Source organism: Maribacter sp. 4U21, from assembly GCF_002742365.1.
In the GTDB taxonomy this organism is placed as follows: domain Bacteria; phylum Bacteroidota; class Bacteroidia; order Flavobacteriales; family Flavobacteriaceae; genus Maribacter.
Genome location: NZ_MDGN01000074.1, coordinates 182042 through 207075, shown reverse-complemented (window position 1 = coordinate 207075; position 25034 = coordinate 182042). Strand labels below are relative to the sequence as shown.

21 protein-coding genes are annotated in these 25034 nt (G+C 40.2%); 7 read left to right on the top strand and 14 right to left on the bottom strand.

The window, feature by feature from the left end; all coding sequences use genetic code 11:
- Positions 1 to 6 precede the first annotated feature (6 nt).
- Genes gshB through BFP77_RS15995 form a run of 3 tightly spaced genes read left to right on the top strand, consistent with a single transcriptional unit; the run spans position 7 to position 3027 of the window.
- Positions 7 to 1038, top strand: a complete 1032-nt coding sequence (gene gshB / locus BFP77_RS16005; RefSeq protein WP_099575048.1) for a glutathione synthase — start codon at positions 7 to 9, stop codon at positions 1036 to 1038.
- Complete coding sequence (locus BFP77_RS16000) at positions 1031 to 1858, top strand: N-formylglutamate amidohydrolase (RefSeq protein WP_099575047.1); 828 nt, start codon at positions 1031 to 1033, stop codon at positions 1856 to 1858. The genes gshB and BFP77_RS16000 overlap by 8 nt, the downstream gene beginning before the upstream one ends.
- Positions 1855 to 3027 carry a flavohemoglobin expression-modulating QEGLA motif protein gene (locus BFP77_RS15995; RefSeq protein ID WP_099575046.1) on the top strand — a complete coding sequence of 391 codons (1173 nt, stop codon included), beginning with the start codon at positions 1855 to 1857 and terminating at the stop codon, positions 3025 to 3027. Before BFP77_RS16000 ends, BFP77_RS15995 begins: the two co-directional genes overlap by 4 nt.
- Here the strand turns inward: BFP77_RS15995 and BFP77_RS15990 are convergent.
- From BFP77_RS15990 to BFP77_RS15950, 9 genes are all read right to left on the bottom strand, one after another.
- Entirely contained in the window at positions 3020 to 4195 is a 1176-nt protein-coding gene (locus tag BFP77_RS15990) for a DUF748 domain-containing protein (protein WP_099575137.1), read from the bottom strand. The two genes, BFP77_RS15995 and BFP77_RS15990, sit on opposite strands and share 8 nt — an antisense overlap.
- Before the next feature lie 175 nt (positions 4196 to 4370).
- Positions 4371 to 4775, bottom strand: a complete 405-nt coding sequence (locus BFP77_RS15985) for a thiol-disulfide oxidoreductase DCC family protein (protein WP_257213002.1) — start codon at positions 4773 to 4775, stop codon at positions 4371 to 4373.
- A gap of 182 nt (positions 4776 to 4957) precedes the next feature.
- Positions 4958 to 7129, bottom strand: coding sequence for an endonuclease MutS2 (locus BFP77_RS15980; RefSeq protein WP_099575044.1), 2172 nt, complete (start codon positions 7127 to 7129; stop codon positions 4958 to 4960).
- 419 nt (positions 7130 to 7548) lie between these two features.
- Positions 7549 to 9732 (bottom strand): prolyl oligopeptidase family serine peptidase, encoded by a 2184-nt coding sequence (locus BFP77_RS15975; RefSeq protein ID WP_099575043.1) that lies wholly within the window; start codon positions 9730 to 9732, stop codon positions 7549 to 7551.
- Between the two features lie 243 nt (positions 9733 to 9975).
- Positions 9976 to 12501 (bottom strand): glycoside hydrolase family 3 protein, encoded by a 2526-nt coding sequence (locus BFP77_RS15970; protein WP_099575042.1) that lies wholly within the window; start codon positions 12499 to 12501, stop codon positions 9976 to 9978.
- A gap of 180 nt (positions 12502 to 12681) precedes the next feature.
- Positions 12682 to 13158, bottom strand: a complete 477-nt coding sequence (locus BFP77_RS15965; RefSeq protein ID WP_099575041.1) for a cupin domain-containing protein — start codon at positions 13156 to 13158, stop codon at positions 12682 to 12684.
- 171 nt (positions 13159 to 13329) lie between these two features.
- A complete protein-coding gene (locus BFP77_RS15960) occupies positions 13330 to 14799 on the bottom strand; it encodes a serine hydrolase (protein ID WP_099575040.1) in 1470 nt (489 codons plus the stop codon).
- Between the two features lie 74 nt (positions 14800 to 14873).
- Positions 14874 to 15986 carry a helix-turn-helix domain-containing protein gene (locus tag BFP77_RS15955; protein WP_143751929.1) on the bottom strand — a complete coding sequence of 371 codons (1113 nt, stop codon included), beginning with the start codon at positions 15984 to 15986 and terminating at the stop codon, positions 14874 to 14876.
- Positions 15987 to 16123: 137 nt separating this feature from the next.
- Entirely contained in the window at positions 16124 to 16492 is a 369-nt protein-coding gene (locus tag BFP77_RS15950; RefSeq protein ID WP_143751928.1) for a DUF6326 family protein, read from the bottom strand.
- 586 nt (positions 16493 to 17078) lie between these two features.
- On the opposite strand from BFP77_RS15950, the gene BFP77_RS15940 reads away from it, so the two are divergent.
- A complete protein-coding gene (locus BFP77_RS15940; RefSeq protein ID WP_099575037.1) occupies positions 17079 to 17744 on the top strand; it encodes a uracil-DNA glycosylase in 666 nt (221 codons plus the stop codon).
- A 73-nt stretch (positions 17745 to 17817) separates the two neighbouring features.
- Complete coding sequence (locus tag BFP77_RS15935; RefSeq protein ID WP_099575036.1) at positions 17818 to 18246, top strand: response regulator; 429 nt, start codon at positions 17818 to 17820, stop codon at positions 18244 to 18246.
- Positions 18247 to 18254: 8 nt separating this feature from the next.
- On the opposite strand, the gene BFP77_RS15930 is transcribed toward BFP77_RS15935, so the two are convergent.
- From BFP77_RS15930 to BFP77_RS15910, 5 genes are all read right to left on the bottom strand, one after another.
- Positions 18255 to 19100 (bottom strand): substrate-binding domain-containing protein, encoded by an 846-nt coding sequence (locus BFP77_RS15930; RefSeq protein WP_099575035.1) that lies wholly within the window; start codon positions 19098 to 19100, stop codon positions 18255 to 18257.
- The gene (locus BFP77_RS15925; RefSeq protein ID WP_099575034.1) at positions 19097 to 19969 is read right to left on the bottom strand and encodes a nucleoside phosphorylase; all 873 of its coding nucleotides are present in this window, start codon (positions 19967 to 19969) and stop codon (positions 19097 to 19099) included. The genes BFP77_RS15930 and BFP77_RS15925 overlap by 4 nt, the downstream gene beginning before the upstream one ends.
- A 1-nt stretch (position 19970) precedes the next feature.
- Complete coding sequence (locus BFP77_RS15920; RefSeq protein WP_099575033.1) at positions 19971 to 20903, bottom strand: DUF1835 domain-containing protein; 933 nt, start codon at positions 20901 to 20903, stop codon at positions 19971 to 19973.
- A gap of 114 nt (positions 20904 to 21017) precedes the next feature.
- Positions 21018 to 21344: a translation initiation factor gene (locus tag BFP77_RS15915; protein ID WP_099575032.1), complete on the bottom strand. Its 327-nt coding sequence runs from the start codon at positions 21342 to 21344 to the stop codon at positions 21018 to 21020.
- 2 nt (positions 21345 to 21346) lie between these two features.
- Positions 21347 to 22297: an isopenicillin N synthase family dioxygenase gene (locus BFP77_RS15910; RefSeq protein WP_099575031.1), complete on the bottom strand. Its 951-nt coding sequence runs from the start codon at positions 22295 to 22297 to the stop codon at positions 21347 to 21349.
- Between the two features lie 122 nt (positions 22298 to 22419).
- On the opposite strand from BFP77_RS15910, the gene BFP77_RS15905 reads away from it, so the two are divergent.
- The gene (locus BFP77_RS15905; RefSeq protein ID WP_099575030.1) at positions 22420 to 24396 is read left to right on the top strand and encodes an alpha-ketoacid dehydrogenase subunit alpha/beta; all 1977 of its coding nucleotides are present in this window, start codon (positions 22420 to 22422) and stop codon (positions 24394 to 24396) included.
- A 148-nt stretch (positions 24397 to 24544) separates the two neighbouring features.
- A complete protein-coding gene (locus BFP77_RS15900; protein ID WP_099575029.1) occupies positions 24545 to 25027 on the top strand; it encodes a lipocalin family protein in 483 nt (160 codons plus the stop codon).
- The last annotated feature ends 7 nt before the right edge of the window (positions 25028 to 25034 follow it).

Here is a 25034-nt window from a genome sequence, read left to right as displayed (position 1 = left end):
TTGAAAATGAACATTTGCTTTTTAATGTATCCTTGGGAAGAAATAGACCCGGAAAACGATACCAGTTTAGCGTTGATACACGAATGTGTAAAACGAAAACATGGTGTTGCCTTGTGTTCCCCGGCGAATCTCACCATAAGAAACAGTGTTACGAACGCTTTTTGTACAGTACTTAATCGTATGGATAAGGTTTCCACAAGTTTAAAATCGTTTTATAAGCAGGCTACCCTACGTGAAGAAATGTTACCGCTGGCGGGGTTCGATGTTATTTTTATGAGGGCCAATCCGCCCCTGGACCCGATAATGCTCAATTTTTTGGATTCGGTCAAGGACGATGTTTTCATTGTGAATTCCCTACAAGGCATCAGGGAAGCCAATAACAAACTGTATACTGCCGCTTTTGGTGATTCCCACAGTAATATTATTCCAGCTACGCATGTCTCCAAAAATAAAAATTACCTTATTCAGCAAATCAAGGAGGCAAAGGCCGATAAGATGATTTTGAAGCCCTTGAACGGCTTTGGTGGTTCGGGTGTCATATTGATTGAAAAGTCGGCCATGAGCAGTATAAAGTCTTTATTAGATTTTTACATCACCAATCCGGACGGGACATCGAACTATGTAATACTTCAGGAATATATAGAAGGGGCGGACCAAGGAGATGTACGCGTGCTTCTTTTAAATGGGGAAGTAATCGGCGCTATGAAAAGGGTACCGGGTACGGACGACCACCGTTCCAATGTTTCTGCTGGTGGTACTGTGGCAAAGCATAGCTTAACAAAACAAGAGAAGGCACTTTGCAAACAAATAGGGCCAAAATTGGTTAAGGACGGACTCTTTTTTGTGGGTATTGACGTTATAGGAGGGAAATTAGTTGAGGTCAATGTCATGTCCCCAGGAGGCGTTACCTATATGAACAAGGTATACAAAACCAAGATACAAGTAAAGGTCATCGATTTTGTAGAAAGTAAGGTAATCGATAAGCTAAAGGCGTTTGACAGACGTTCTCGTCTCCGTAACGAGGTAGAAAATGCATAAGCTTTCCATTGACGATATCATTTCCAATATAAATGCGGAAATTCCCTTTGAGGCGGTTTCTGCGGATTACTCTTTTACCATTAAGATTGCGAATTACGCGCCCTACATCTGCGGAGCGGTCCATGATGGTCATCAATTTAGAAAAACGCTTTGGGAGAATTGCTTGCATACGGAACATGACCGGTGGTATGAAGAAGACCCTTGTACAAAGGAAATGGTACAATCGCACCCTATTGTTATTGCCGGTCGCGATAGCAGATTTGAATACGACCTTAACAGAGCTCCTGAAACCGCCATTTATGAGGATGCTTGGGGTAAAAAGTTATGGAAAATGCCAATTTCGGCCAAAGAGCGAAAAGAGAGCTTAGAAAAGCACCAGAATTTTTATAGGGTAGTACAGGCACTGGTCCAGAAGATAGAGGCGCTGTACGGAAAAACCCTTGTTTTTGATATGCACAGCTACAATTGGAAAAGATGGGAGAGGGAAGTACCCACTTGGAATTTAGGCACCTCGAATATTGATAATGAAAGATTTGGGGCGTTGGCCGCAGCGTGGAGCAAAAGATTAGGAACGATGAATCTACCGAACGGTATAAAATCGACCTCGAAAATCAATGATACTTTTCAAGGCAATGGCTACTTTCTTAAGTACATCACTCAAAACTTTAAAAATACCTTGGTTTTGGCCACGGAAATAGCTAAAGTGTACTGTGATGAATATGAGGGTATAATTTATCCCGAGGTAGTGCGTTCCGCGGAGTCACAGTTAAAAGAATTGATACCTTTACAGCTCAAAGAGTTTCAGGATTATTTAAGATGATCGAAGAAAAACAACAGATTGCGTTGCGGGATGAATATGCCGACCTTTTTGAGGTCGATGCCAATCTAGACCGTTTGGTAAAGAAGATTGAATTGCTCAGCTATGTGAATCCTTTGAATATAGAGAAGGCAAAAAACCGGTTCTTTACTTCAAAATACACGGAAGACCCCGTTTTTAGATACCCCAAGTTAAAATTTGATGCGTATAAGTTACACCGTCTTTTCTTTTCACAACGTTTGGAACGCATTACGGATGAACGGATACGTAAAGTGTATCAAGACATCATTTATTACTACTCCAATATGGTTCAATGTATTGAAACCATAGGTCAGGATAAGCGCTTCTATTACAATTCCCTTCGGGTGTACGGTTCACCGACCGAGAAAGATGTTCAAAATGCCCAATTTATTCTTCATTATGCCAATGAACCGGAATCTTCGGATATGGATAAGATATACACGGCAGAAGAGGCGAAAGCATATTTCGAGAAATTTTCCTATCAGTACGATTTTCCCTTGAACATAAAGTTCTCTACGCATATTGCCGCGGATGCTATGGTCAGCAATGCGTCACAATCCTTACTCATTAAGCGAAATACAAAATTCAGCAAGAACCAGTTGCTCACCCTTGCCAACCACGAGATAGGGGTACACTTGGTTACTACCTATAATGGGATGCACCAGCCTTTAAAGATTTTTTCCAACGGTTTTCCAAAGAATGTAGAAACCCAGGAAGGCTTGGCCGTTTTTAGCGAATATATGAGCGGAGCACTGACTTTAAAACGATTAAAGGAGTTGGCGTATCGGGTATTGGCTTCGGATAGTCTGATTAAAGGGTATAGTTTTTCCGACACTTTCGATTTGATACATAGCCAGTACAAACTCAACAGAAATGATGCCTTCTCCATTACCTTACGTGCGCACCGAGGCGGTGGGTTTACGAAAGACCGTTTGTACTTAAGCGGTCTAAAGAAAATTTATAAACGCTACTTAAAGGAGAAGAGCATGGATGCACTTTTAGCCGGAAAGGTTTCCTTAGACTACGAGCCCGTAATAAAACATCTACTGGATGTAGGTCTTGCACAGAAAAATAGGTACGAGAATTTAGCGTATCAACAGAATAACAATACCAATAGGACGCTGGACTTTATCTTGAACAATCTTAAATAGGTTTAGATCCGTCTTTTTGGTCCTCATTTTTCCTGGCTTCCCGCTTTGCTTTGCGCTCTTGCTTTTCATCTTCCTTCTCCTGGGCTTTGTCCGCTTCTTCGGCCGCATCTTCAAAATCAATGTCGTCATCCACAACCCCTTTGAAGGCCTGTATCCATGCATTTTTAAAGATTCCGGTAACAGTGGGCCATAACTTGGGACCAACATTGTTCAAATCGCCCTCAATAGGCACTTTAGTGGCCAAGGTGTTGTTTTTTTGATTCTTAAGCACAAACTTAAAGAAGCCAACAAAACCTTCCCATAGTGTTCCCAAGAAGCCGTCATCCTTTCCAATAAGTTTACTGTCCTTGATAATCGGTTTAATAGAACCCTTTAGAAATCCGTCTGCAATGGCTATTTCCCCGAAAACTTCGAACGTACCGCTGTCAAAATCTATCTTGGCATAGTGTTTTGTAAAATCGTTCAGTGCGGTGGCGTCGGCATTGGTAATGGATAAAGCGATATCCATATCGGGTATTTCTTTAACAATGTTCATTTTTCCGTCGAGCTGCATCGAACCATTACCAATAGAAACCGCGGTGGCATGAACTTCTGAGGGTAGGGTGCGCTCTTTTTGCACCACGTTTCTAAGGTTGGATGCTGAAAGTTGAATGTTCTTTAAGTTTAAATCGATATTAGGGTCGGCCTGCAGTTGAACAAATGCTGCAGTACCATCTATAATCTCTAGATGATTAATGTCTATGGGCACAAGGTCGGTAAGCGCCTTGGACCAGTCCTCTACTTCTGGTTCAGTGCCATTTACCTGCTGGTCTTCGAATACGTAGATGAACGTGGGCCGGGTCATTGTAATTTCACTCACAATCCTACCATCCAGAAGTGCATTCCACTCCATAGAAATATCCGTTTTCTCAAAGTCGAGAAAGGGAACATTCGAGGATGCCTCCACTTTGTTGAGGTACAGTCCGTGGATTACGTAAGCCCCACGCCATAAAGCCAAATCAATATCATCTACCTGACCGTAGTAGCCAGGGATTTCCGCAAGCACGTTATTGACATAGTTTTTAACCGCATAGGGTAAAAGCAATCTTAGAAGAATTAAGAAAGCAATGATACTCACGGGAACGGCGTATCGTTTCTTCTTGTAGGCCCTTTTCTTTTTTGTAGTCATAGTTAAAAAATGTGCTGCAAAGATTAAATTTTTAACGGTATCAGCTTGGTTCAAATGAAATATTTGAGACCTTATACCAGTTGTAAAGACCGCTTAAATCGTATACGATTAATTCAAATCTAAAATAAAGGGCTTTGGTCTGTATGTTGGAAAATGAGACCAACAGCGAGCGGATTTATAGAAATTTGGACTGAAGTTCCGGTGTCGGAATCATGCAAGCATCTTTTTTTCCGAACCAGGCATAGCGATAGCGCGCGATTAAATCGTATATGATATTTCGTAAACCACTAGGAATCAAGTATAAAATTCTTGAAATGGTTCGAAAACCCTTAAGGTGACTACCGATTTGTAATGCAGCGTCCGATTTGATGTAGTAGGCAACTCCCGGTTCAATTAAAACGACCGAATCAATTCGTGCGGTATCGATTCCACGCTCGGATACCAGTTTTTGACCAATTTCACTTTGGAGGGAAGCATAGCGAAAGGTGTCCGCAGTATCACGTTTGATAACAAACTGAATAAAGCCATTGCAAAGATTGCAAATGCCGTCAAAAAGAATAATTTTCTTGTTTTCATCCACGTTACAAAGATACGCCAGGAGAGGTGCAACACCTAAATTTTATAATGGATTTAAGAAACTGTTTTGGAGGTTTCTAGAAGTTGAGGATTTATAACAAGATAGGTTTAATATCATTCTTATCCAAAACATTAAAATCGTATACGATTTAATACAACCACTTGATAATCAAATTTATTAGCCTCTCACTTCTTGCGTTCTACCAATTCCAATTGTCCCACACTCACATTGGTAGTAAACATGCCATAGTTTACGGTCGCTTTTCCTTTTTCTAGCTTGTCAATACTGCCAACTGCCTTACCATCGTGCATACGCACACGGTCCCCTAGCTTAAAAACAGGTCTTGGTTTGTTCTTTTCCTTAATGATGGCCTTTTTCTTTTCCACCTTCTTTTTCTCTCGAATAACCTTTACCTCTTTCTGCACTTCTTGTGCTACTTGCACCTTTTTGGAACGGTCTGCCTTGGCTTGTTTAGCGGTTTTCTTTTTACGCTTACTATTTTCGGTCTCTACGATACGTAGTAACTCTGAAACCAAAGGGCGTTTCTTTTTATCCTGAAAATATTTGTCAGCAGCTGTATTTACTTTGTTACCCAGCTGTATCATCCGCTGGTCATGGTCGTACAGCTCTTGATAATTCTCTAGTTTGGATTTTATTTTGGCGTTCAGCTTCTCCAATCGGGCCGCTTCCTCCCTTGCCTTGGATTCCTCTTCTTGCAATCGAGAACCGGTTTGCGCCATTTTACTGCGCTCTTTCTGTAATTTGGCAATAGTGGCATCAAAACGCACCTTACCGCGCTCTATCTTCTTCTTCGCCTTGTTGATAAGCGAGTAGGGGATACCGTTTTTCTGCGCCACCTCGAAAGTGAAGGAACTACCGGCCTGACCCAATATTAATTGAAACGTTGGTTCCAAAGTTTTACCATCAAAAAGCATATTCGCATTACTGATGTGCGGAAGTTCGTTCGCTAAAGCTTTTAGGTTGGCGTAGTGGGTGGTGATTACACCATAGGAACCACGCTCGTAGAAAACCTCTAGGAAGGCTTCGGCCAAGGCACCGCCCAGTTCGGGGTCGCTCCCTGTTCCAAACTCATCGATAAGGAACAAGGTACGGTCGTTACAGCGCTTTAAAAACTGGTTCATGTTCTTTAAGCGGTAACTGTACGTACTTAAATGATTTTCAATGGATTGGTTGTCCCCGATATCCGTTAAAATCTTATCGAAAAAGCAAATCTCGCTACGCTCGTGCACGGGAATCAGCAAACCACTCTGTGCCATCACCTGAAGCAGGCCAATAGTTTTTAGCGTGATGCTTTTACCACCGGCATTGGGTCCGGAAATAACGATGATGCGGTTTTCCGGGTGCAGTTCTATTGTCTGTGGAAAGGTCTTTTCATTCTTACGTTTATTTCTCAGAAATAACAAAGGATGATATGCATCTCGGAGGTACAAGCGGCTTTCCTCATTGCTATTGGGCATTATGGCGTTAATATCTTGCGCGTGCTTGGCTTTCGCCGCTGTAACATCAATCTGGCTTAAATAATCTTGATAATCGCTTAAAAGCCCTCTAAATGGTCTTATTTGATAGGTAAGCTGATTCAGGATTCGTTGGATTTCTTCCTTCTCCTCAAATTCCAGATTATTCAGTTCCCTACTATATTTTAAGGCGGCCTCTGGTTCTATGTAAACTATACTGCCTGTTTTTGAAGTACCCATGACCGCTCCCTTAATTTTCTTGCGGTACATGGCCTTAACGGCAAGAACACGCCTGTTCTCCACGACAGACTCCCTAATATCGTCCAAATAGTCCGATGACTGGTACGTGGCCAGCGCACTCCCAAAGCTTTGGCTTATTTTACCGCGTACGTGGTTCATCTGTCGTCTTACGCTCAATAAGGTGTCGGAGGCATTGTCCTTGATTTCCCCAAAGCGGTCAATTACCGCATTAATAAGGAGCGGAATTTCCGTATTGGTCTCCAATGTTGAGGCGGACTCGTACAGTAAGGGATAATATTCTTTAAATTTCTTAAAAAATTTTTGGTGCGTTGCCACGGTATTGCACAGACTGGCAATACGCCGAAACCCCGAAAGCTCCAAAGTGGTATTTTCAATCTTTAGCAGCTTTAAATCGTTGCTAATGCTGTCAAAACCATGGTTTGGAATACGGTTTTCACTAATGAAAGAGCCTAGGTATTCCGAGGTCTTTCCCAGTTCCTTAAGTATTTCTTGCTTGGTGGGCAAAGGCTCTATTTTCATGGCGGCCTCCTTGCCCAACTCGGTATTGCAACGGCTAGCCACCTGTTGTAAAACCGTAGGGAACTCTAAGTCTTGGAGCGTTTTGGTATGTATGTTAGCCACTTTTATGCATTAAGGAGCGGCAAAGGTACGGATTGGGTCTGAGATTAGGAATTGAAAGGTTTTGTTGTCCTCTTTGAATAAGACTATTTACACTGATTTAGAAATAAATTGCAAATAGTTAAAAACTGTGATTACTGAGTATTTATTAGTAATTAATCTCGTTCATCTCAAATCAAATTCCCAATAAATTGATGTTATGGTTATAAATAGTAATAGCCTTAAATATCGTGAGTTTCTGCGCTTAGGCCAAGACTTTGACAATCCCGAAGCTTAAAGGATAATCCGCTATCTTTTATATGGGTAATAAAAAGCTCAAAAAATCAGGTTTTAGAATCGATAATCTTGAAGTCTTGATGTTTCAGATAAAATAAGATTTTGTTCGTTCAATAATTTATTTTGTTGTTACTAATAATCATTGACTAATGAGTTAAAACAAAATTTGGATGTCCCACCTGCCAGAAGGCAAAAGCAAAAAGATTTGCTTCTTCTTTTATCGCTTTCCACTTTCCTGCGTCAAATCCATGTCCACCATCAGATTGGACATAGAATAATATTGGGTTATTAGAAGTACTCAATTCTTGTAAACGTGCAGCGAACTTCCCAGGTGACCATGAAACAACTCTTGGGTCGTTTAAACCCGCAGTAATTATGGTTGCAGGGTAATCAACACCTTTTTCAATCTTGGTATAGGAGTCCATTTCTAATAAAGCCAAGCATTCTTCGGGGTTTTTGTATGAGCCGAATTCCTTAACATTATTATCACCATTTGGACCATCTTCATTTCTTAATGCATTTAAAACACCAACCCTTATCATAGCTACTGCAAATAAATCTGGTCTTTCCGTTATCGAGCGACCAGCCATGATTCCACCAGCACTACCTCCTCTGACTATAGTTCTATTCTTAGAAGTATAGTTTTTTTCAATCATAAACTCCGTACATGAAATCATATCTTTCCATGTATTTGGTTTACTTTCCTTTTTTCCTCCTTCGTACCAAGTATTTCCTTTTTCTCCACCACCTCTAACATGGGCAATGGCTAAAACCCCTCCATATTCAACCCAAGTTAGCCAATCGGTATTGAAAAAGGGCTCATAACTAATGCCGTATGAGCCATAGGCAATCATTAGAGTCGGGTTTTCTCCATTCTTTTTAATCTTACCGTTATGGATTATTGATAATGGTATTTTTTCTCCGTCATGAGCAGTAACTTCAACTTCTTTAACGGAAAAATTTTCAAATTCTGGATAATCTGCAACCGGCGATATTTCTTCAGACAAAAAGTCTTCATTTTCAGGTTGATACTTAAACCTTTCATAATTATTGAGCCAGCCCATAGTTATTAACCAAAGTTCAGAGTGATATGGGGATAAGTTAGAAATGGATGCATAACCAGCATCAATCGGTAAATTTACTTCAGTGACATTACCATTTTTAAATTTATAAAGTTTAGCTTTTACCCCGTTCAAAAGTGTTGTGAAAAAAATACCTTTTGAAGTTATTTCAAAATCATCAATTACCTCTCCTTCTTTTGGTGTAACAATTACCTTTATTTTATTCCAATCAATATTTTTAAGACCTTTTGTAACAATCTCAAAACTTTCATTATTGATAGCAGTTAATGCGAAAATTGAATCATTATAAATTCTTATTTTTTTGATTTTATCATTTTTCTTTGCCAACGGTTTCCAATTTATTTCTTTTTGCTCAAAAAAGTTTGAGGAAAGACAATAATAATGGTCTGCATAGGCAGTTGCACCAGAAATATCTGTAATGATATACTTGTCGGTTTGGTTGTGAAAGTTTGCCACTGGAATATCAGAAACGGTCATATGAAGTTCTGGGTTTACTTCTTTGCTTAAAACTATTTCTTTTTTAGAAGCTGGTAACCCTAATTTGTAAATACTAACATTCATATTTTTAAAATGATCAGCAGATTTTTCAAAATTGTCTGCAAGGGCCATAAAAGCTATTCCTCTATTATCAGGCAACCATGTTAAATTTCCCCAAAAATTGGGTATACCTTCCACGAGAATTTTTTTAGAAAGGACATCAATAATTAGTATTTCCGAGAATTCTCTACCTCCAGATGTCAGCGCTATCGCGACTTTTTTACCATCCCAACTAGGTGCATAACTCCTTATAGTAAAATTTTCATCATTACCTTTTTCATAATCTTTTGGGTCAAAAAGAATCTCATCATCGTTTTTTAATGACCGTTTCATGTATAATTTCGGCGCATTATCTTCAGCATAATGCTTCAAATAAAAGTAATTCCCATTTGTTAATACTCTTATGAAATAAGTTTCAAATTCATTTTTGGACGCATATCCTTTCATTCTATCAAACAATTCATCCCTCCCGTTTATTTTATTTAAAAAATTTTTTGTGAATTTTTCTTGTTCTTTAAACCAATTTATTACCGATGAATCTTTAAGGTTTTCTAAATTTCTATAGTCATCAGTGATTTCGATACCACAATATTCTTCTTTTACACTTTGCTTTTCGATTTTTGGATAATTGTAAGCGATATTTTCAGTTATGGTATCCTTACAAGAATTTAATAGAATCAAGTAAAGACATATCGAATATATTCTGGTCATCTTAATCAATTTATATGGATTGCTTTAATTTTAATTTTTATGTATTGTAAACAGAAGGCTAAATGAAGTTTCCATAATAAATATGTTCAACACAAGTAACGAATATATCCTTTCCAAATTTGTATGTCAAGAGCTTAGTGGATTAAAGTTGACATAAGTCGTAAAGCATCCCTACCATAGAACAGACTAGGCAACAACTAACAGAATAGTTCGTTGTTGCCTAGTTTAAAAAATAGAAAGCCATTATTTCCCGTCACATCCGGGCTTCGCATCGATGTCCGATTCAAGACGAATAGTGCCCAGTCCAATTTCTACGCCTTCATCCGCGGTAATCATAAATGCTGTGCGGATTTTACTCATATCCACGCCTAATTTATAAAAACAACTTAGGCTAATACGGTATTCTTTCCATGCGTTTGCGACAATATTGATGTCAAGGGTTTGCTCACAAGCGGTACTCTTATCGCAGCCCATACCAATTTTAACCATCGCATCGCTTTTGGTCATGGATTTTGCCGAGAAGGTCAATTCCATAGCCCCATTGCTTTCGCGGGCCATATCCGCAGGAGCGGCAGCAGTTAATCGCAGCTGATTATTACCGGATGTGGTCCAATTGATACGTAACGCATCTTCTTGCGCCTTATGGTCGGTCTTACTAACGATCAATCCGCCAACAGACGTTGGGAAACTCGCTATTTGCTTATCCAAATCTCCTGATTTAAGCCATAAACTCCACGGAGCAACCGGCGCGCCTTTGGCGTAAAATACCCCTGTTGAGGCTACCTCACTATTTTCTAGGCCAGATGCTTCTGGGAGTTGCTCCACAATGTCCTTACTTTCATAATTAAGTCCATAGCCCAGTTCAAACAACCTTTCCGCATCTTGATTAGCGGTGTTATCGGTTACCACTGCCGTGCTTGGCCATGAGAACGACAAACGCCCTGTAAAATCGTAAGACGGGTCTCTTTGGAACAAGAGGTCCGATACGCCACCACCTTCGCTGCCCGGCAACCAGGCTGCAATAAAGGCGTCCGACAAGTTTATCTCGGGATTGCTCCACAAAGGACGGCCAGAAAGAAAAACGGAAACGACGGGAATACCTTGTTCACGAAATTTAGCGAGTTTACCCGTATCAAAACCGTTGGGTACAAAATCCAGATTTTTGCGGTCCCCTTGAAACTCTGCGTAGGGGTCTTCACCATAAACGGCAATAACCACATCAGCGGTCTGGTTACTTTCTGCATCCGCTGAAAAAATTACTTGACCACCCGCTTCACCAACAGCTTCTTTAATTCCATCGAGTATGGTTTCGCCATTAGGGAATTCGTCATTGGTGTGGCCCGTACCTTGCCACGAGAGCGTCCAGCCACCACAGGTTTTGGAAATACTATTGGCTCCGTCACCCACGACCATAATGGTTTTCGTAAGGTCTAACGGCAATACGCCATTATTGTTTTTGAGTAAAACCATGGATTCGCGTACGGCTTGTCTTGCGATTGCCCTATTTTTAGGAAGTCCCAAAATACTTTCGTCTCCCGCATATTTCCGAGTGCTGGGCGCTCCTTTGGTAAATATGCCCGAAGCGATTTTTACTCGTAGGATACGGCGTACCGCATCATCTAAGCGCTCCATGGGTACCACTCCGTTTTTTACATGGTTCAGGGTACTTTCGTAGAGGCCTTTCCAACTGTCGGGGGCCATAAACATGTCAAGACCCGAATTTAAAGACTGAGCACAATCCGTATTCGTACAACCGGTAACCTGCCCATGACCGTTCCAGTCGCCCACAACAAAACCGTTAAATCCTAAGCGCCCTTTCAAAACATCGGTCAGTAGTTCCTTGTCACCATGGAGTTTTCTACCCTGCCAGCTAGAAAAAGAAGCCATTACCGTTTGGACTCCTGCCGGTATGGCCTCATAGTATCCGGCAGCATGTACTTTTCGCAATTCTTCCTCACTGATCAAAGCGTCCCCTTGGTCCACACCGTTTTCGGTTGCTCCGTCGGCCAAGAAATGCTTTGCACTGGAAATAACCCTACCAGCGCCCATAAAATTATCTTCGCCGAAACGACCTTGTAATCCGTAAACAATACGACCGGCGTAGGATGCGACTATTTCTGGGTCCTCGGAAAAGCCTTCGTAACTACGGCCCCAACGTATATCTTGTGGGACCGCTAGAGTGGGTGCAAAGGTCCAATCGTGACCCGAGACGGTAAGCTCGTTTGCGGTAATATTGGCGATTTTTTCTATAAGGTCTGGATTGCGCATCGCCCCAAGCCCAACATTGTGGGGAAATACAATTGCGCCGCTAAGGTTGGCATGACCATGTACGGCATCAATACCCCAAATCGTAGGAATGGCTATTTCAACACCGGTCGTGTCAAGGGAAGCGTTGTAATAGGCATCCGCCAACTCCAACCACTCCTTGGTGTTCGCGTAGGGCAGTGGACCGGGTGCTGAATTACCGCCGCTTAGAACGGAACCTAAGCGATACTTTTTAACCTCTTCCACGGTAACCGAAGCATTATCGGCTTGAATTACCTGTCCTACCTTCTGTTCTAAAGTTAATTTGGGCAATATCTCATCAATTTGCGCTTCAATCTTGGGGTCCAAGGGTAACGCTTTAATAGCGGGCCAATCTTCAGGATTGACGAGGTTTTCGGATTTTTTTGCAGCTGTGGTATTGACTTGCTCCGTGCAACCTACTATAAAGCCAAGGGTCGTACAGAAAATTAGACCAGGTAGAAGCAAAGATTTGATGGTACGCATAGGAAATAATTGATATAAAGTTCTAAATTATATGTATCTCTTTAATATTACTAATTAGCGAAGAAAGATACTGTAATTTATTTGGCCTCTCAAGAATGAGAACAGCATAAGTCTAAGGAGTTTTTGAAAATCTTTACCAAATTAGTTTAGGTGGTTAAATCTTAAAAATAGTGGCAAAAGTCATTGTTTTTTCAATTTTAGGGCCACCTCGTCGTAATATTCTTGTGTCACGACCTCGGTCCAAGTTGTTGGTTGGTCGCCTCCATACAATGCTAGATAGGTTACGTCACTGGTTTTGGTGGAAGAATGCCAATGTTCTACGTCTTTAACGCACTTAATAACGTCACCCTCTTTCAAAATTATAGGTGCATTTCCTTTCTCCTGATAATAGGCCTCTCCCGCTACAATAATCAAAACTTGTGCAGAACTATGCTTATGCCAATCTAAGGTAGAATTTGCTTTAAAGGTAGCTGTGGTAATATTATAGCCCAATTCGGCATCATCGTGAATAATAGCGTTCAACCAGGCTTCTCCAATATAATGTGTTTTTGGTGCCTTGGTACCCGCTGTTAGGTAGGAAGAAACATTATACCCAGTATCTTGTGAAAAGACTGATGTTACAAATAGTAAGAACAGGAATATTATTGCATTTCTCATACTAGATTTTTCAAAGTGGAATGTAATCACTTGATAATCAAAGATAACTTAAAATTGAAATCCTTTAATGAATCTAAAAAGCCAACTATGGCTTTTGCGAAGAAAAGCGCCTCCTTTAAATTACACGGTAATGGATTTCAAATTTTATAGCATTCTTTTTTTAGTCATCTCCTATTCTTTTGTAAAACTGACGGGCTCTTTCTGTGAATACATCTCTAGTACAGCAATTTTACCTTCGGTATTCATTGTGAATTTAACAGTAAACTGCGGGTTAAAGACATCTTTAAAATCCGTTGTAGGCTTTAGGTAGAAGGTGTTATAATTGACATGTTCCAACTGAAATTTAAAAGTGGGGAGTATTGCTACCAACTTATTATCGTTAAGAACCACCTCAAGTTTACCAAACCCATCTGCTGTATAGTTACCTGTGTAGCTGCTCAGAGGATGGGTTGGCATCTTATCTTTATTTAGCGGATTATAGGGACTTGGTTTAAATATATCAGTTACCACAACAGGGTATTCTGGTTCCGGGGCTAATTGAAACAATCTTCGTATAATATTGTCCGCCACCATGTAGGGTAGGAGCGAGTTATCTTGATTGGTAAGTACTATTACGCCAATTCCGTCCAAAGGGAAAAGAATAAGATTAGAACTAAAGCCGTAGGTATTGCCGCCATGGTCTATTCGGTAATGGCCATAGCTAGAACGTAGGCGCCAACCAAAACCATCACCATATAAAAACGAATCTTGCTCATAAACACCCGGTTTTATGTTCTGAAGACGGGTTGCCTTAGCTACGTATTCTGATGGAATTACTTGTTGCTCACTGAATTTACCTTTGTTAAGCCAGGTCAGCATCCAGTTGGATATGTCCAGTACATTACTCTTTATTGCACCTGCTGGACTTACCGAATAAAATTTTTCAAATGAGACTTGTTCTATTTTTTCTTGATAGAGACCATAGGGCAAGGCGTAGTTTTTAGTTTTTTTCATTTCAGCTAAGCCTGTAAAAGAATTAGGCATCACCAAAGGCTCAAAAAGATTTTCTTGAATATTGGTTTCCCAGCTTTTACCAGTGACCTGTTCCGTTATGGTCCCGGCCAGTGCATAAGCCATATTACTGTATTCAAAACTATTCTTAACCTCACCTTCCGGCCTTAAGAATCTTAAACGCTGTACAACTTCTAGTTTGTCGGTGCTGGGGAAAAATCTTTCTGTGGTGCCTTGATTGCCTATACCACTTTTGTGACTAAGTAAATCTTCAATAGCGATAAGATTGTTCATCTCATCCGAGTAAAACGCTAGGTTTGGAACGTAAAGGGAGGGTTTTTCCTTTAACGAAAGCTGATTTTTAGCTTCTTGAATACCTAAAAGAGCACCAGTAAAAGCCTTGGTGACCGAACCTATGGGAAAAACAGTCTGTGCATCTACTAGTAACTGCTGTTCTAAGTCCCTATATCCAAAACCTTTTGAGTAGATTATTTTATTATCCTTTACCACGGCAACGGATAGGCCTACCGCTTTGTATTGTTCTATTAATTTATTAATATCCTTATCTAAGCCCTTTAGCTCTGGAAGCTTTGTCTGCCCGTTCATGATATTTACCAACAAAATGAGTACTATAATTTGTATGAATCTCATCACTCTTATTTTTTTTAGTTTCAACTAAGATGACGGGTTTGATAATTTTAAAAGTCCGAATAAAGAAAGTCGGACTATTTTTTGGTCGGACTTTCCTGCTGCAAGCGTTCCTTTCTATATAAAACAGGGGTTTTTCCGGTTATTTTTTTGAAGGCTGTATAAAATGAAGATTTAGAATTAAAACCCACTTGATAAAGGATTTCTAGAATGGTAAGTGCTTTTTTATCCGGATTTCCAAGTAATCGTTTTGCCTCATTAACACGATATTCATTTACAAAATCAAAGAAGTGCTGTCCAATGTGATGATTAATAAGTATGGAAAGCTCTTTATCTATGATATCAATTTGAAAGGCCAATTTCTGAAGTGTTAAATCGTAGTCCAAGTAAGGTTTTTCTTGCTCCATATAAATGAGTAGTTTCTCCTTTTTCTTTTGGTTGAAGTCATCCTGATGTAGTGCGTCTCCGCTCTTTATTTTGGCCTTTAAAGGTCTAAGTTTAGTGGCAACTCCAGTAAATAAATCAGGATTGTGTAAGGCTTTGAACACAAACCAAGCCGTAATCAATAGAATGGAGATACTAATACCTATATTGAGGTTCAATACGGCGATTTCCCAGTTAAAGGCCGAAAACAACCATCTAAAAGTAACTAGACTATGTGCTATAGTCGAAATGACGGCGAATTGAAATAGCCATTTGTACGCTTTGGAATTGGGAAAGGAATGGTTTTCTTGATGTATCTTTTCGTAGCGAAAGAGTTCCCTAAAACAGGCAAGCATATAAACAGCCCATTGTAGTTCTCCTGTAATTTCAAACCAGAATACCGACCTCTCTGAAATGTTGGTCAGGCTAAATATGAAAATAAATAGGAGGCATACTACGCCATGAAGCAGATGTGCCGGCCTTAATTTGAAATTAGCATAACAGACGGATACCAAATATAAAAAGAATAGCGGCATCTGTAAAAGTGACGAAGCGGTCTTGAGAATTACCAATACATCACTACCCGACATCCACTTCCATGCAAAGAAACCGGTTAAATCAAACGCTACTAATAAGAGCATTGTTGCCAATAGGTAATTAGGTAGTCTTCTCTTAGTCTTTACGGTGATTAGAAATATAGAAAACAACACCATTAAAAAGAAAGAAATCTTTCCAAGACTACTAATAAACTCAATTTTTCCCTCCAATATATTACTGGTTTTATCCAATTCATTTCCCTAGAGATGTAATGAACAGCTGGCATAAAAATAACCAATTACCCATTAGGTAACTAGTGGAGATTATAGCATCACTAGGTAATTTGTTGTTTAGAAAACAAAGTGCCTTATTTAGTGGACGACCATTGATAGGCGCTATAGATAATGAATAATAACAGCATTACCTCAATACTTGCACAGATAAGATAGTGTGGTAGGGTACTTCCGCCTCCGATTACGAATATCAACGTCAAGATGGCTGCTATGATGTTCAGCAAACGATTGATTCTGTACGGTAATACACGCGAAAAATAAATCATGAGTATGGGTATGTTGGTAATTACCGCGGCAATGGCCATAGTTAATCGCACATCATCACCCATTATTTCTAGAGCGCTTTGGTCTATCAATTGAACCATGATAGAAAGGATATCCGCAAAAATAAGATTCAGCATTACTACCACCCAAAGCGCGGATAGTTTCGTTTTTATATGCACAACGTATTGTTTTATTAATGATGACCAAGTAAAACGTACAATAAAAATATGGTTTACGTTCCGGTTGGTTAGTGCAAAATAAAGCGAGAAACCTTTAAAAAATCGTTCACTTAAGTTAATAAATGACCTTTACGCAGTAAATTAGATTGTGGCATTTTTACGCTCAATTATCGAGTAGAAATTTTGTTTTAGCGGACCAGCCTTTTTCGTATTCTACTTAGCGATTGTGGATTAAGGCCAAGGTAGCTTGCGATTTGATACTGTGGGACCCTTTGGATGAGATTAGATCGCTCTTTCCGTAGTTTTACATAGCGTTCTTCAGGTTTTAAATGGCCAAAACTTCCTCTGAAGATAGTTCAGTGAATTGCTTCATTTGTGCTACTAAAACGTGAGTCATTCGTTTTTTTAAAAGGGTTTGTTTATCCAAACAAGGTACTAACGGGCTAAGGGCTTCGTATCTTGGACGATTACGAAGTTAAACTTTTAATCCATTCATTTCAAACGGGACATGTATGGAATAAACGCCTGAATTTTGACTAATTTTACATTACCAGAAGGCTAGAAGCTTAGCACCATAAATTACATCATGTCCATACAAATACATCCCAGTTGGAAAGAAAAACTGCAAAATGAGTTTGAGCAGGACTATTTTAAGAGTTTAACAAGCTTTGTAAAGGAAGAATACGCAACGCATACCTGCTATCCCAACGGTGCCGATATTTTTGCGGCTTTTGACCATTGTCCGTTCGACCAAACAAAAGTTGTGATTATAGGGCAAGACCCGTATCACGGACCTGGTCAGGCGAATGGTCTATGTTTTTCAGTGAAGGATGGCATTTCGCATCCGCCTTCACTTATCAATATTTTCAAGGAGATTACGACCGACTTAGGCGTACCGTACCCTCAAAGTGGTAATTTAGAGCGATGGGCCAATCAGGGCGTATTACTACTTAATGCTACGCTGACAGTAAGGGCACACGAAGCAGGCAGTCATCAGGGCCAAGGCTGGGAAAGGTTTACCGATGCAGTTATCAAGGCCTTATCCGAAGAAAAAGAACAATTGGTATTTTTGCTTTGGGGCGGATTTGCCAAAAAGAAAGTTAAATTCATCAATGGCGATAAACATCATATCCTTACTTCTGGACATCCTTCGCCACTAAGTGCAAATCGTGGATATTGGTTCGGTAACCAACATTTTTCAAAAACGAATGCAATTTTATCAGGTTTAGGCAATAAAATCATAGACTGGTAAGTTTTCTACATAAGACTTTTTAGTATTTTTGTTAACGTAATTTCTGACGTTTAAAATTTATACCTTATTAGCTATGAGAAAATTCGACAATTTAAAATCAATTCTATTGGTGGACGATGACGAGGCCAGTAACTTTCTTCATTCCATATTCATTAATAAATTAGGGTTGGAAGTGGAGGTCAATGCCGCTTTAAACGGTCAGGAGGCCCTAGATTTCATCCTAGATAAAGGTGTAGACCACCTAGCTATGCCCTGTATGGTAATGTTAGATTTAAGAATGCCGGTTGTAGACGGTTGGAAATTTATGGAAATGTACGAGGAACAAGTACCTCAGGAGTTGAAAGAACAAATTGTGATTGTTTTAGTTACAATTAGTGATAACGCTGAAGACAAAGCCAAGGCAACCGCTAATCCTTACATTGCGGATTTCTCTCAAAAACCATTATCGGATGCTACTTTCAAGAAATTAATCAGCAAATACTTTTCTTTAACGCCAGCATAGACCGGTGATTACAGTAGAAAATTATCTGAAGGTTTTATATCATCGATCAAAGCTAAGCGCATAAGCGTATCTTGGACTTTTGCCAAAGCGGTTACTGTCAGTTGCTCTTGGCTCCATTGCGTTAACGTCATCCACTCTTGTATATCTTCTAATCTTTGTTGGTAGCGATTTGCCAATGTGCGGTCTATGCTGGGTATATGCTTGAAATCCCTAGTGTACATATTGATGATTTCTAATATGTGGTGTAGGATTCTTGGATTACCACTCAAAAACTTTTCCGTACCTACGATCATAAAACAGGGCCATGGGGTAGGGCAATCTCCCAAACGTCTAAAGGTACCGTCATCTACCAAGGGTTTGGTCGTAAAATGTTCCCACATAAAATAATCGGCCTTACCATGGGTTAGTCCATCAACAGCACCATCAAGGTTATTGATAACCTCGAACTGAAGGGCGTCCAGGTCCCACAGATTGTTTTGAGCGTGTACATAGGCCATGAGATGGCTTCCGCTACCGTATCTGCTGATAGCGGCTTTGGTGTCCTTAAGGTCAGCAATAGTTTGGTGGGCACTTTGCGCTCCAACATGTATTCCCCACAGTAACGGTGTAGCTATGTATTCCTGTACAATTTTTGAGCGATTCCCTTCGGTAATACTCTTCACGATGCCCTCAGTAAGGATGATTGCCAAGTCCGTTTGTTCATCTGCTAGCAGCTGACACATCTTTCCGGTTCCTTCGGGTACATCCGTCCATTGCAAGTCGATTCCACGTTGCTCAAAAGCACCTTCTTCAATCGCCAAATGCCAAGGAAGATTAAAATGCTCGGGTACTCCTATAATTTTTACCGTTTTCACGTGTTAGTCAATTTTTGTAATACGAATTTAATGAGTTCTTCCACGGATTTAGCTGGATTCTCTGAAAATTCACCAGTGGCCCTATTGGCCAAAATACAATTTAATGAAACTGCTTGGTGCCCCAACAATTTAGATAGGGCATAAATGCCCGAGGTCTCCATTTCCAAGTTGGTGATACGCTTATTTTCATAGTTAAAGTCGGCTAAGTTTTTCATAAAGTCTTCATCACTTATAGCAAGTCTAAGCGACCTGCCTTGTGGCCCATAAAACCCTGTATTGGTTGCGGTTATGCCTAATCGTATATGATTTTCAATAAAATGGGCACCTAAATCACTATCAAATTCGACCACATAGGGCCTAGCTTTTGAGCCGGACCAATTGGTCTGGGCCATAAAGGCGTCTTCAAATCCTTGATGCGCTGTAAAGTCATTCTTATAGAAGTGTAATAGTCCATCAAAACCGATGGCATAGCGACTCATTAAAAAAGAATCTATGGGAATATCAGGTTGTATGGCACCGGAAGTACCCACGCGTACTATTTTTAATCGTATACGATTTGAACGGACAGTTCTTGTCTCGAAATCGATATTCACTAGGGCATCCAACTCGTTTAAAACGATATCGATATTATCGGTTCCTATACCTGTAGAGATTACACTGATGCGTTTTCCGTTGAAAGTTCCGGTATGGGTGAGAAACTCCCTTTTTCCCTTTTTCAATTCGATAAGGTCAAAATGTTTGGATACTTCCGCAACACGGTCAGGATCGCCAACCGTTATAATATGCGTGGTAATGTCTTCTGGTCGTAAATTGAGGTGGTAAATGCTACCGTCGTCATTCAGGATAAGCTCAGCGGGGCTTAGTGGCATATTATAACTTTAATATGCGGTCCGAAATGGTGTTATAGAGAAAATTATACTTTAAGGCCCCACCCAAATACACGTCATTATCTTGGATAACGGAGTAATAGTTGGTCTTTCCTTCTAGAATTTCTTTTCCTTTTTTGGATAATCTTACCGGATTGAAGGTATTGAACAGGGGTCTTAACCTGCTGATGGCTCTTTCGTATTGCGAATCTCCAAAACCAAGGTTACCCTGATTTTCCAACACGGTCTTCAGTAAACCAGCCTTATTTTTTGGTCGCTCATGTACGGCAAGCTCCAAAATATTATTTTCCATATGGTTTAAGCCATTACCGATGCTTGGAAATCTTTTAAGGTGAGATTTGATAGCGTCTCCGAGATAATTAAAATTATAGTTTTCAAAATCCGTCAAGTTTTCCAGACGAATAGGGTTGTTGCTGCAGTACAATTGCCATACGTAATCTGCATATTCTATATCGTCCTGGGATAATACTGTTCGCTTGTCATACAAACGTCTAAGTTGCTCATCGGAAAGTTCGTTTAGGCTGTACAACTTATCCGTTTCATCCTCTTTACCACTGCAAACCAAGGAAATCTGCGCGTATTTTCTATTGGCCAGAAGCCAGCTAATTACCGCGAGCATGTTTATTTGACAGAATAAATCGTATTCGAACCAAAGTACAATATGGTCCTGTTGCTTATGATTGCACAAAGACCGATATTCTTTCAGGGTTTTTTCAATAAACCAAGATTTGGAGACCTTGAAGTTCTTATGAAGAAATTCATATCGGGTTTTCCAAAAAGATTCACTCCCCACCGTAGTTAAGGTTTTACCTTCGCACAGCATTTCTCGCCAGGTGATGATATCTCCTTTAAGATCTAGTGATTTTAGACGCTCTGTGAAGCTGTCTCCGTTAGTTATATGCAGTAGGGGACTCATTTCCAGTTTGGTTTAGGTTCTAATAGTTAAATGTAAGGTTTAAAGTAAAAAAACAAAAGAATTTAACATAAAAAGACGCAACCCTCTTGGGTTAAAACATAAAGACCAATTCAATCAGCCCCCTACACGCTTTACCTTAAATCCTTTTTCCACAAGCATGGCCATAATTTTATCCCTGTAATCTCCTTGAATAATAATTTTGTCGTCCTTGAAACTACCGCCCACACTTAATTTGGTCTTCAGTTCTTTGGCTAATTTCTTGAAATCCTTATCCGTACCGGTATATCCTTCTAAAATGGTAATGGGTTTACCCTTACGTTTTTCATACTTACAGATGATAGGGTCTTCCTGCACCCAAATGTTATTCTTAGGTGCTTCTTGAGGTGTTTCCTCTGGTGTATGGTCCGGAAATAGATTTTTTAGTTGATCTTTCAGGTCCATTCTTATTCTTTTATAAGTCCAAGCTCTATCAAACGTTCGTGCAGGAATTCTCCGGCGGTAATGTCCTCAAACTGTTTTGGATGCGCTTCGTCTATACAATTCTCCAAACAATTCAGGGGCATTTCGCTTATGGGATGCATAAAGAACGGTACGGAATACCTTGAAGTACCCCAAAGTTCCTTTGGAGGATTCACTACTTGGTGTATGGTGGATTTAAGCTTGTTATTGGACAGTCGCGATAACATATCGCCTACGTTGATCATTAGCTGGTCCGGTCTGGCAATGGCATCGATCCATTCCCCTTTATGATTTTTCACTTGCAAGCCTTTTCCGTGAGCACCCATTAACAAGGTGATTAAATTAATGTCGCCATGTGCAGCCGCTCTGACAGCATTTTTAGGTTCCGATGTAATGGGCGGATAGTGTATAGGCCTTAAAATTGAATTACCATTGGTGATGAATTCATCAAAATAGGTTTCTTCAAGATGAAGGTGAAGGGCTAAGGCTCGCAACACATAACGCGCTGTTTTCTCCAGCATCTTGTACGTTTCCTCACCCACCTGATTAAAGTCAGGAAGCTCCCTAACAATGACATTGTCAGGATATTCCTCGTCTAACTCAGGGTTATCGGTAACATACTGTCCAAAATGCCAAAATTCCTTTAGATCACCTTCCTTTCTACCCTTAGCATGTTCTTTACCAAAGGAAGTATATCCACGCTGACCGCCAATTCCCGGAATTTCGTAACTATCCTTGATATCTTGCGGAAGCGCGAAGAACTTTTTTATTTCATCATATAGATTTTCCACCAGTTCTTCCGATAAGAAATGGCCGCTTAAGGCTACAAATCCAATTTCTTCAAAAGCCTTTCCAATTTCCCGAATGAACTTTTTCTTTCTTGCATCATCACCGGAAATAAAATCCGATAAATCCACGCTTGGCACTAAACTCATGCTTTTTTCTTTGCTTGTTTTGGTAAAATTACAAATTATTGATTAGCTCACACATTGTTATAATACTATTACTAACTTGCTTCTTTGTTATATTTATATGTATTTAAACGCTTTTTAATTCGATGGATTACAAAAAATTTAAGGTAACGGATGACGTGAAGCTGATGCTGTACAAGGCCATGCTTAAACCTAGGATGATAGAGGAGAAGATGTTGATCCTACTTCGGCAGGGTAAAATATCTAAGTGGTTCAGCGGTATTGGTCAAGAAGCCATCTCCGTAGGGGTCACCAGCGCCTTACATGCTTCAGAATATATATTGCCAATGCATCGTAATTTGGGCGTATTTACCACTCGAGAGATTCCGCTGTACCGACTTTTTTCGCAATGGCAGGGCAAAGCTAGCGGCTTTACCAATGGTAGGGATAGAAGTTTTCATTTTGGTACCCAAGAATATAATATCGTAGGTATGATATCCCATTTAGGCCCACAATTAGGAGTGGCAGACGGTATTGCCTTGGCGCATAAACTGCGTGGAGAAAATAAAGTCACGGCGGTCTTTACCGGCGAAGGGGCAACCAGCGAAGGAGATTTCCATGAGGCGCTTAATGTTGCGGCGGTATGGGATTTACCAGTACTGTTCTGTATCGAGAACAATGGCTACGGACTTTCTACACCTACAGAGGAGCAGTATAAATGCGAACATTTGGCCGACAAAGGTGCGGGTTATGGTATGGAATCACATATCATTGACGGAAATAACATCTTAGAGGTGTATACCAAAGTAAATGCACTTTGCACGGACATACGCGCCAATCCAAGGCCCGTACTTTTAGAGTTTAAGACTTTTAGAATGCGAGGTCATGAAGAGGCGAGCGGCACCAAATACGTGCCAAAGGAACTCCTGGAGGAATGGGCGCAAAAGGACCCCTTGGATAATTTTGCGGATTATTTAAAAGAGCACAAACTCTTAAATGATGCCTTGGAAAAAGAGATAAGGGCAACTATTAGTGATGAAATTGATGCGCATTTGCAGCAAGCCTATGAAGAAGAGGCTATTGTATTTGATGAAAGTAAAGAATTAAGTGATGTCTATTTTAATTTTGATTTAGAAGATGTTACACCTAATATACACACCAAGAATATCCGACTGGTGGATGCCATCTCCGATGGACTTCGGGGCGCAATGGAAAAGCATGATAATCTGGTTATTATGGGGCAAGATGTGGCGGAATACGGTGGCGTTTTTAAAATAACGGATGGTTTTGTAGCTGCTTTTGGTAAAGAACGTGTTCGGAATACGCCCATTTGTGAATCGGCCATAGTTGCTGCCGCCATGGGACTTTCCATTAACGGAATGAAGGCGGTGATGGAAATGCAGTTTGCCGATTTTGCGAGCAGCGGATTTAATCCCATCGTAAATTATTTAGCAAAAACCCACTATAGATGGGGTGAAAAGGCCGATGTTGTTATCCGTATGCCCTGTGGGGGCGGTGTGGCCGCCGGTCCTTTTCACTCGCAGACCAATGAGGCATGGTTTGCCAAGACTCCGGGGTTAAAGGTGGTCTATCCCGCATTTCCTACGGATGCCAAGGGTTTATTGTCCACGGCGATTGAAGACCCAAATCCAGTGCTGTTCTTTGAGCACAAAGGATTGTACAGAAGTGTATACCAAGAGGTGCCGACCAATCATTATACGATTCCTTTTGGTGAGGCTTCTATACTCCGTGAGGGTGATGCTATTACCATAGTAAGTTATGGCGCAGGTGTTCATTGGGCACTGGAAACTTTGGATAAGAACGAGGATATTAAGGCCGACCTTCTTGACTTAAGGACGCTAGTTCCACTGGATATGGAGCGTATCTACAGTTCCGTAAAAAAGACGGGGAAATTAATTATCCTTCAGGAAGATAGTCTCTTCGGCGGTATTGCAAGTGACATTTCCAGTTTGGTGATGGAGAACTGTTTTGAATACCTGGACGGACCCATTAAAAGAGTCGCCAGTATGGAAACGCCCATACCCTTTAATGCGGAACTGGAGCGTAATTATCTTGCCAAATCAAAATTTGAAGCAGCTTTGTTGGCCTTGTTGGCCTATTAGCGAATCCGTTAACATCCGTACGAATAAGGTCAATAGACACCCTTAATATGTATCATCTTTGCATCACATTAATAATAATTTAATCTATCAATACGTCCAATCTTTAAATAGAAACGTATATAAGATTAACTATAAATCTAAATAAGTTATGAGAAAAATACTATTACTTTTAGGAGTAAGTGTATTCATGTTAGCTTCTTGCTCCGTATCCAAGGACACCAGAGGAAAAAGAAATCTTTTAAGCGGTTCTTGGACATTGGATAATGTCTCTTTTGCAAACAACACTGGGAACTTCAAAGCAACCATGTTCAATGATGTGGAAGATATTTGCTTAGAAGGAAGCGATTGGTTCTTTCGAGACAATAATAGTACAGGTCGCTATACGATAGCACCTTCTACCTTATGTAACGGAGGAGACCGTTTTATCAGATGGTCCGTAGTAGAGCGTGATGAAAACTATTCCAGTCAATTACAGTTTAAATTTATCGATGAAAAACGCAAGGATATTTCAGGTGGTCTTGGATACCGTTTGAACATTGAAAGCTTGACCGAGCAGTCCATGCAATTAAAATCGAACGTCATGGTCGATGGTGAAACGGTTACCGTCGTATATGACTTCACAAAAAAATAATAGAAAT

Excerpts from the sequence above, each read along its gene's own strand:
- gshB (WP_099575048.1), top strand. The coding sequence starts at position 7 with ATGAACATTTGCTTTTTAATGTATCCTTGGGAAGAAATAGACCCGGAA.
- BFP77_RS16000 (WP_099575047.1), top strand. The coding sequence starts at position 1,031 with ATGCATAAGCTTTCCATTGACGATATCATTTCCAATATAAATGCGGAA.
- BFP77_RS15995 (WP_099575046.1), top strand. The coding sequence starts at position 1,855 with ATGATCGAAGAAAAACAACAGATTGCGTTGCGGGATGAATATGCCGAC.
- BFP77_RS15990 (WP_099575137.1), bottom strand. The coding sequence starts at position 4,195 with ATGACTACAAAAAAGAAAAGGGCCTACAAGAAGAAACGATACGCCGTT.
- BFP77_RS15975 (WP_099575043.1), bottom strand. The coding sequence starts at position 9,732 with ATGACCAGAATATATTCGATATGTCTTTACTTGATTCTATTAAATTCT.
- BFP77_RS15970 (WP_099575042.1), bottom strand. The coding sequence starts at position 12,501 with ATGCGTACCATCAAATCTTTGCTTCTACCTGGTCTAATTTTCTGTACG.
- BFP77_RS15965 (WP_099575041.1), bottom strand. The coding sequence starts at position 13,158 with ATGAGAAATGCAATAATATTCCTGTTCTTACTATTTGTAACATCAGTC.
- BFP77_RS15960 (WP_099575040.1), bottom strand. The coding sequence starts at position 14,799 with ATGAGATTCATACAAATTATAGTACTCATTTTGTTGGTAAATATCATG.
- BFP77_RS15940 (WP_099575037.1), top strand. The coding sequence starts at position 17,079 with ATGTCCATACAAATACATCCCAGTTGGAAAGAAAAACTGCAAAATGAG.
- BFP77_RS15935 (WP_099575036.1), top strand. The coding sequence starts at position 17,818 with ATGAGAAAATTCGACAATTTAAAATCAATTCTATTGGTGGACGATGAC.
- BFP77_RS15925 (WP_099575034.1), bottom strand. The coding sequence starts at position 19,969 with ATGCCACTAAGCCCCGCTGAGCTTATCCTGAATGACGACGGTAGCATT.
- BFP77_RS15920 (WP_099575033.1), bottom strand. The coding sequence starts at position 20,903 with ATGAGTCCCCTACTGCATATAACTAACGGAGACAGCTTCACAGAGCGT.
- BFP77_RS15915 (WP_099575032.1), bottom strand. The coding sequence starts at position 21,344 with ATGGACCTGAAAGATCAACTAAAAAATCTATTTCCGGACCATACACCA.
- BFP77_RS15910 (WP_099575031.1), bottom strand. The coding sequence starts at position 22,297 with ATGAGTTTAGTGCCAAGCGTGGATTTATCGGATTTTATTTCCGGTGAT.
- BFP77_RS15905 (WP_099575030.1), top strand. The coding sequence starts at position 22,420 with ATGGATTACAAAAAATTTAAGGTAACGGATGACGTGAAGCTGATGCTG.
- BFP77_RS15900 (WP_099575029.1), top strand. The coding sequence starts at position 24,545 with ATGAGAAAAATACTATTACTTTTAGGAGTAAGTGTATTCATGTTAGCT.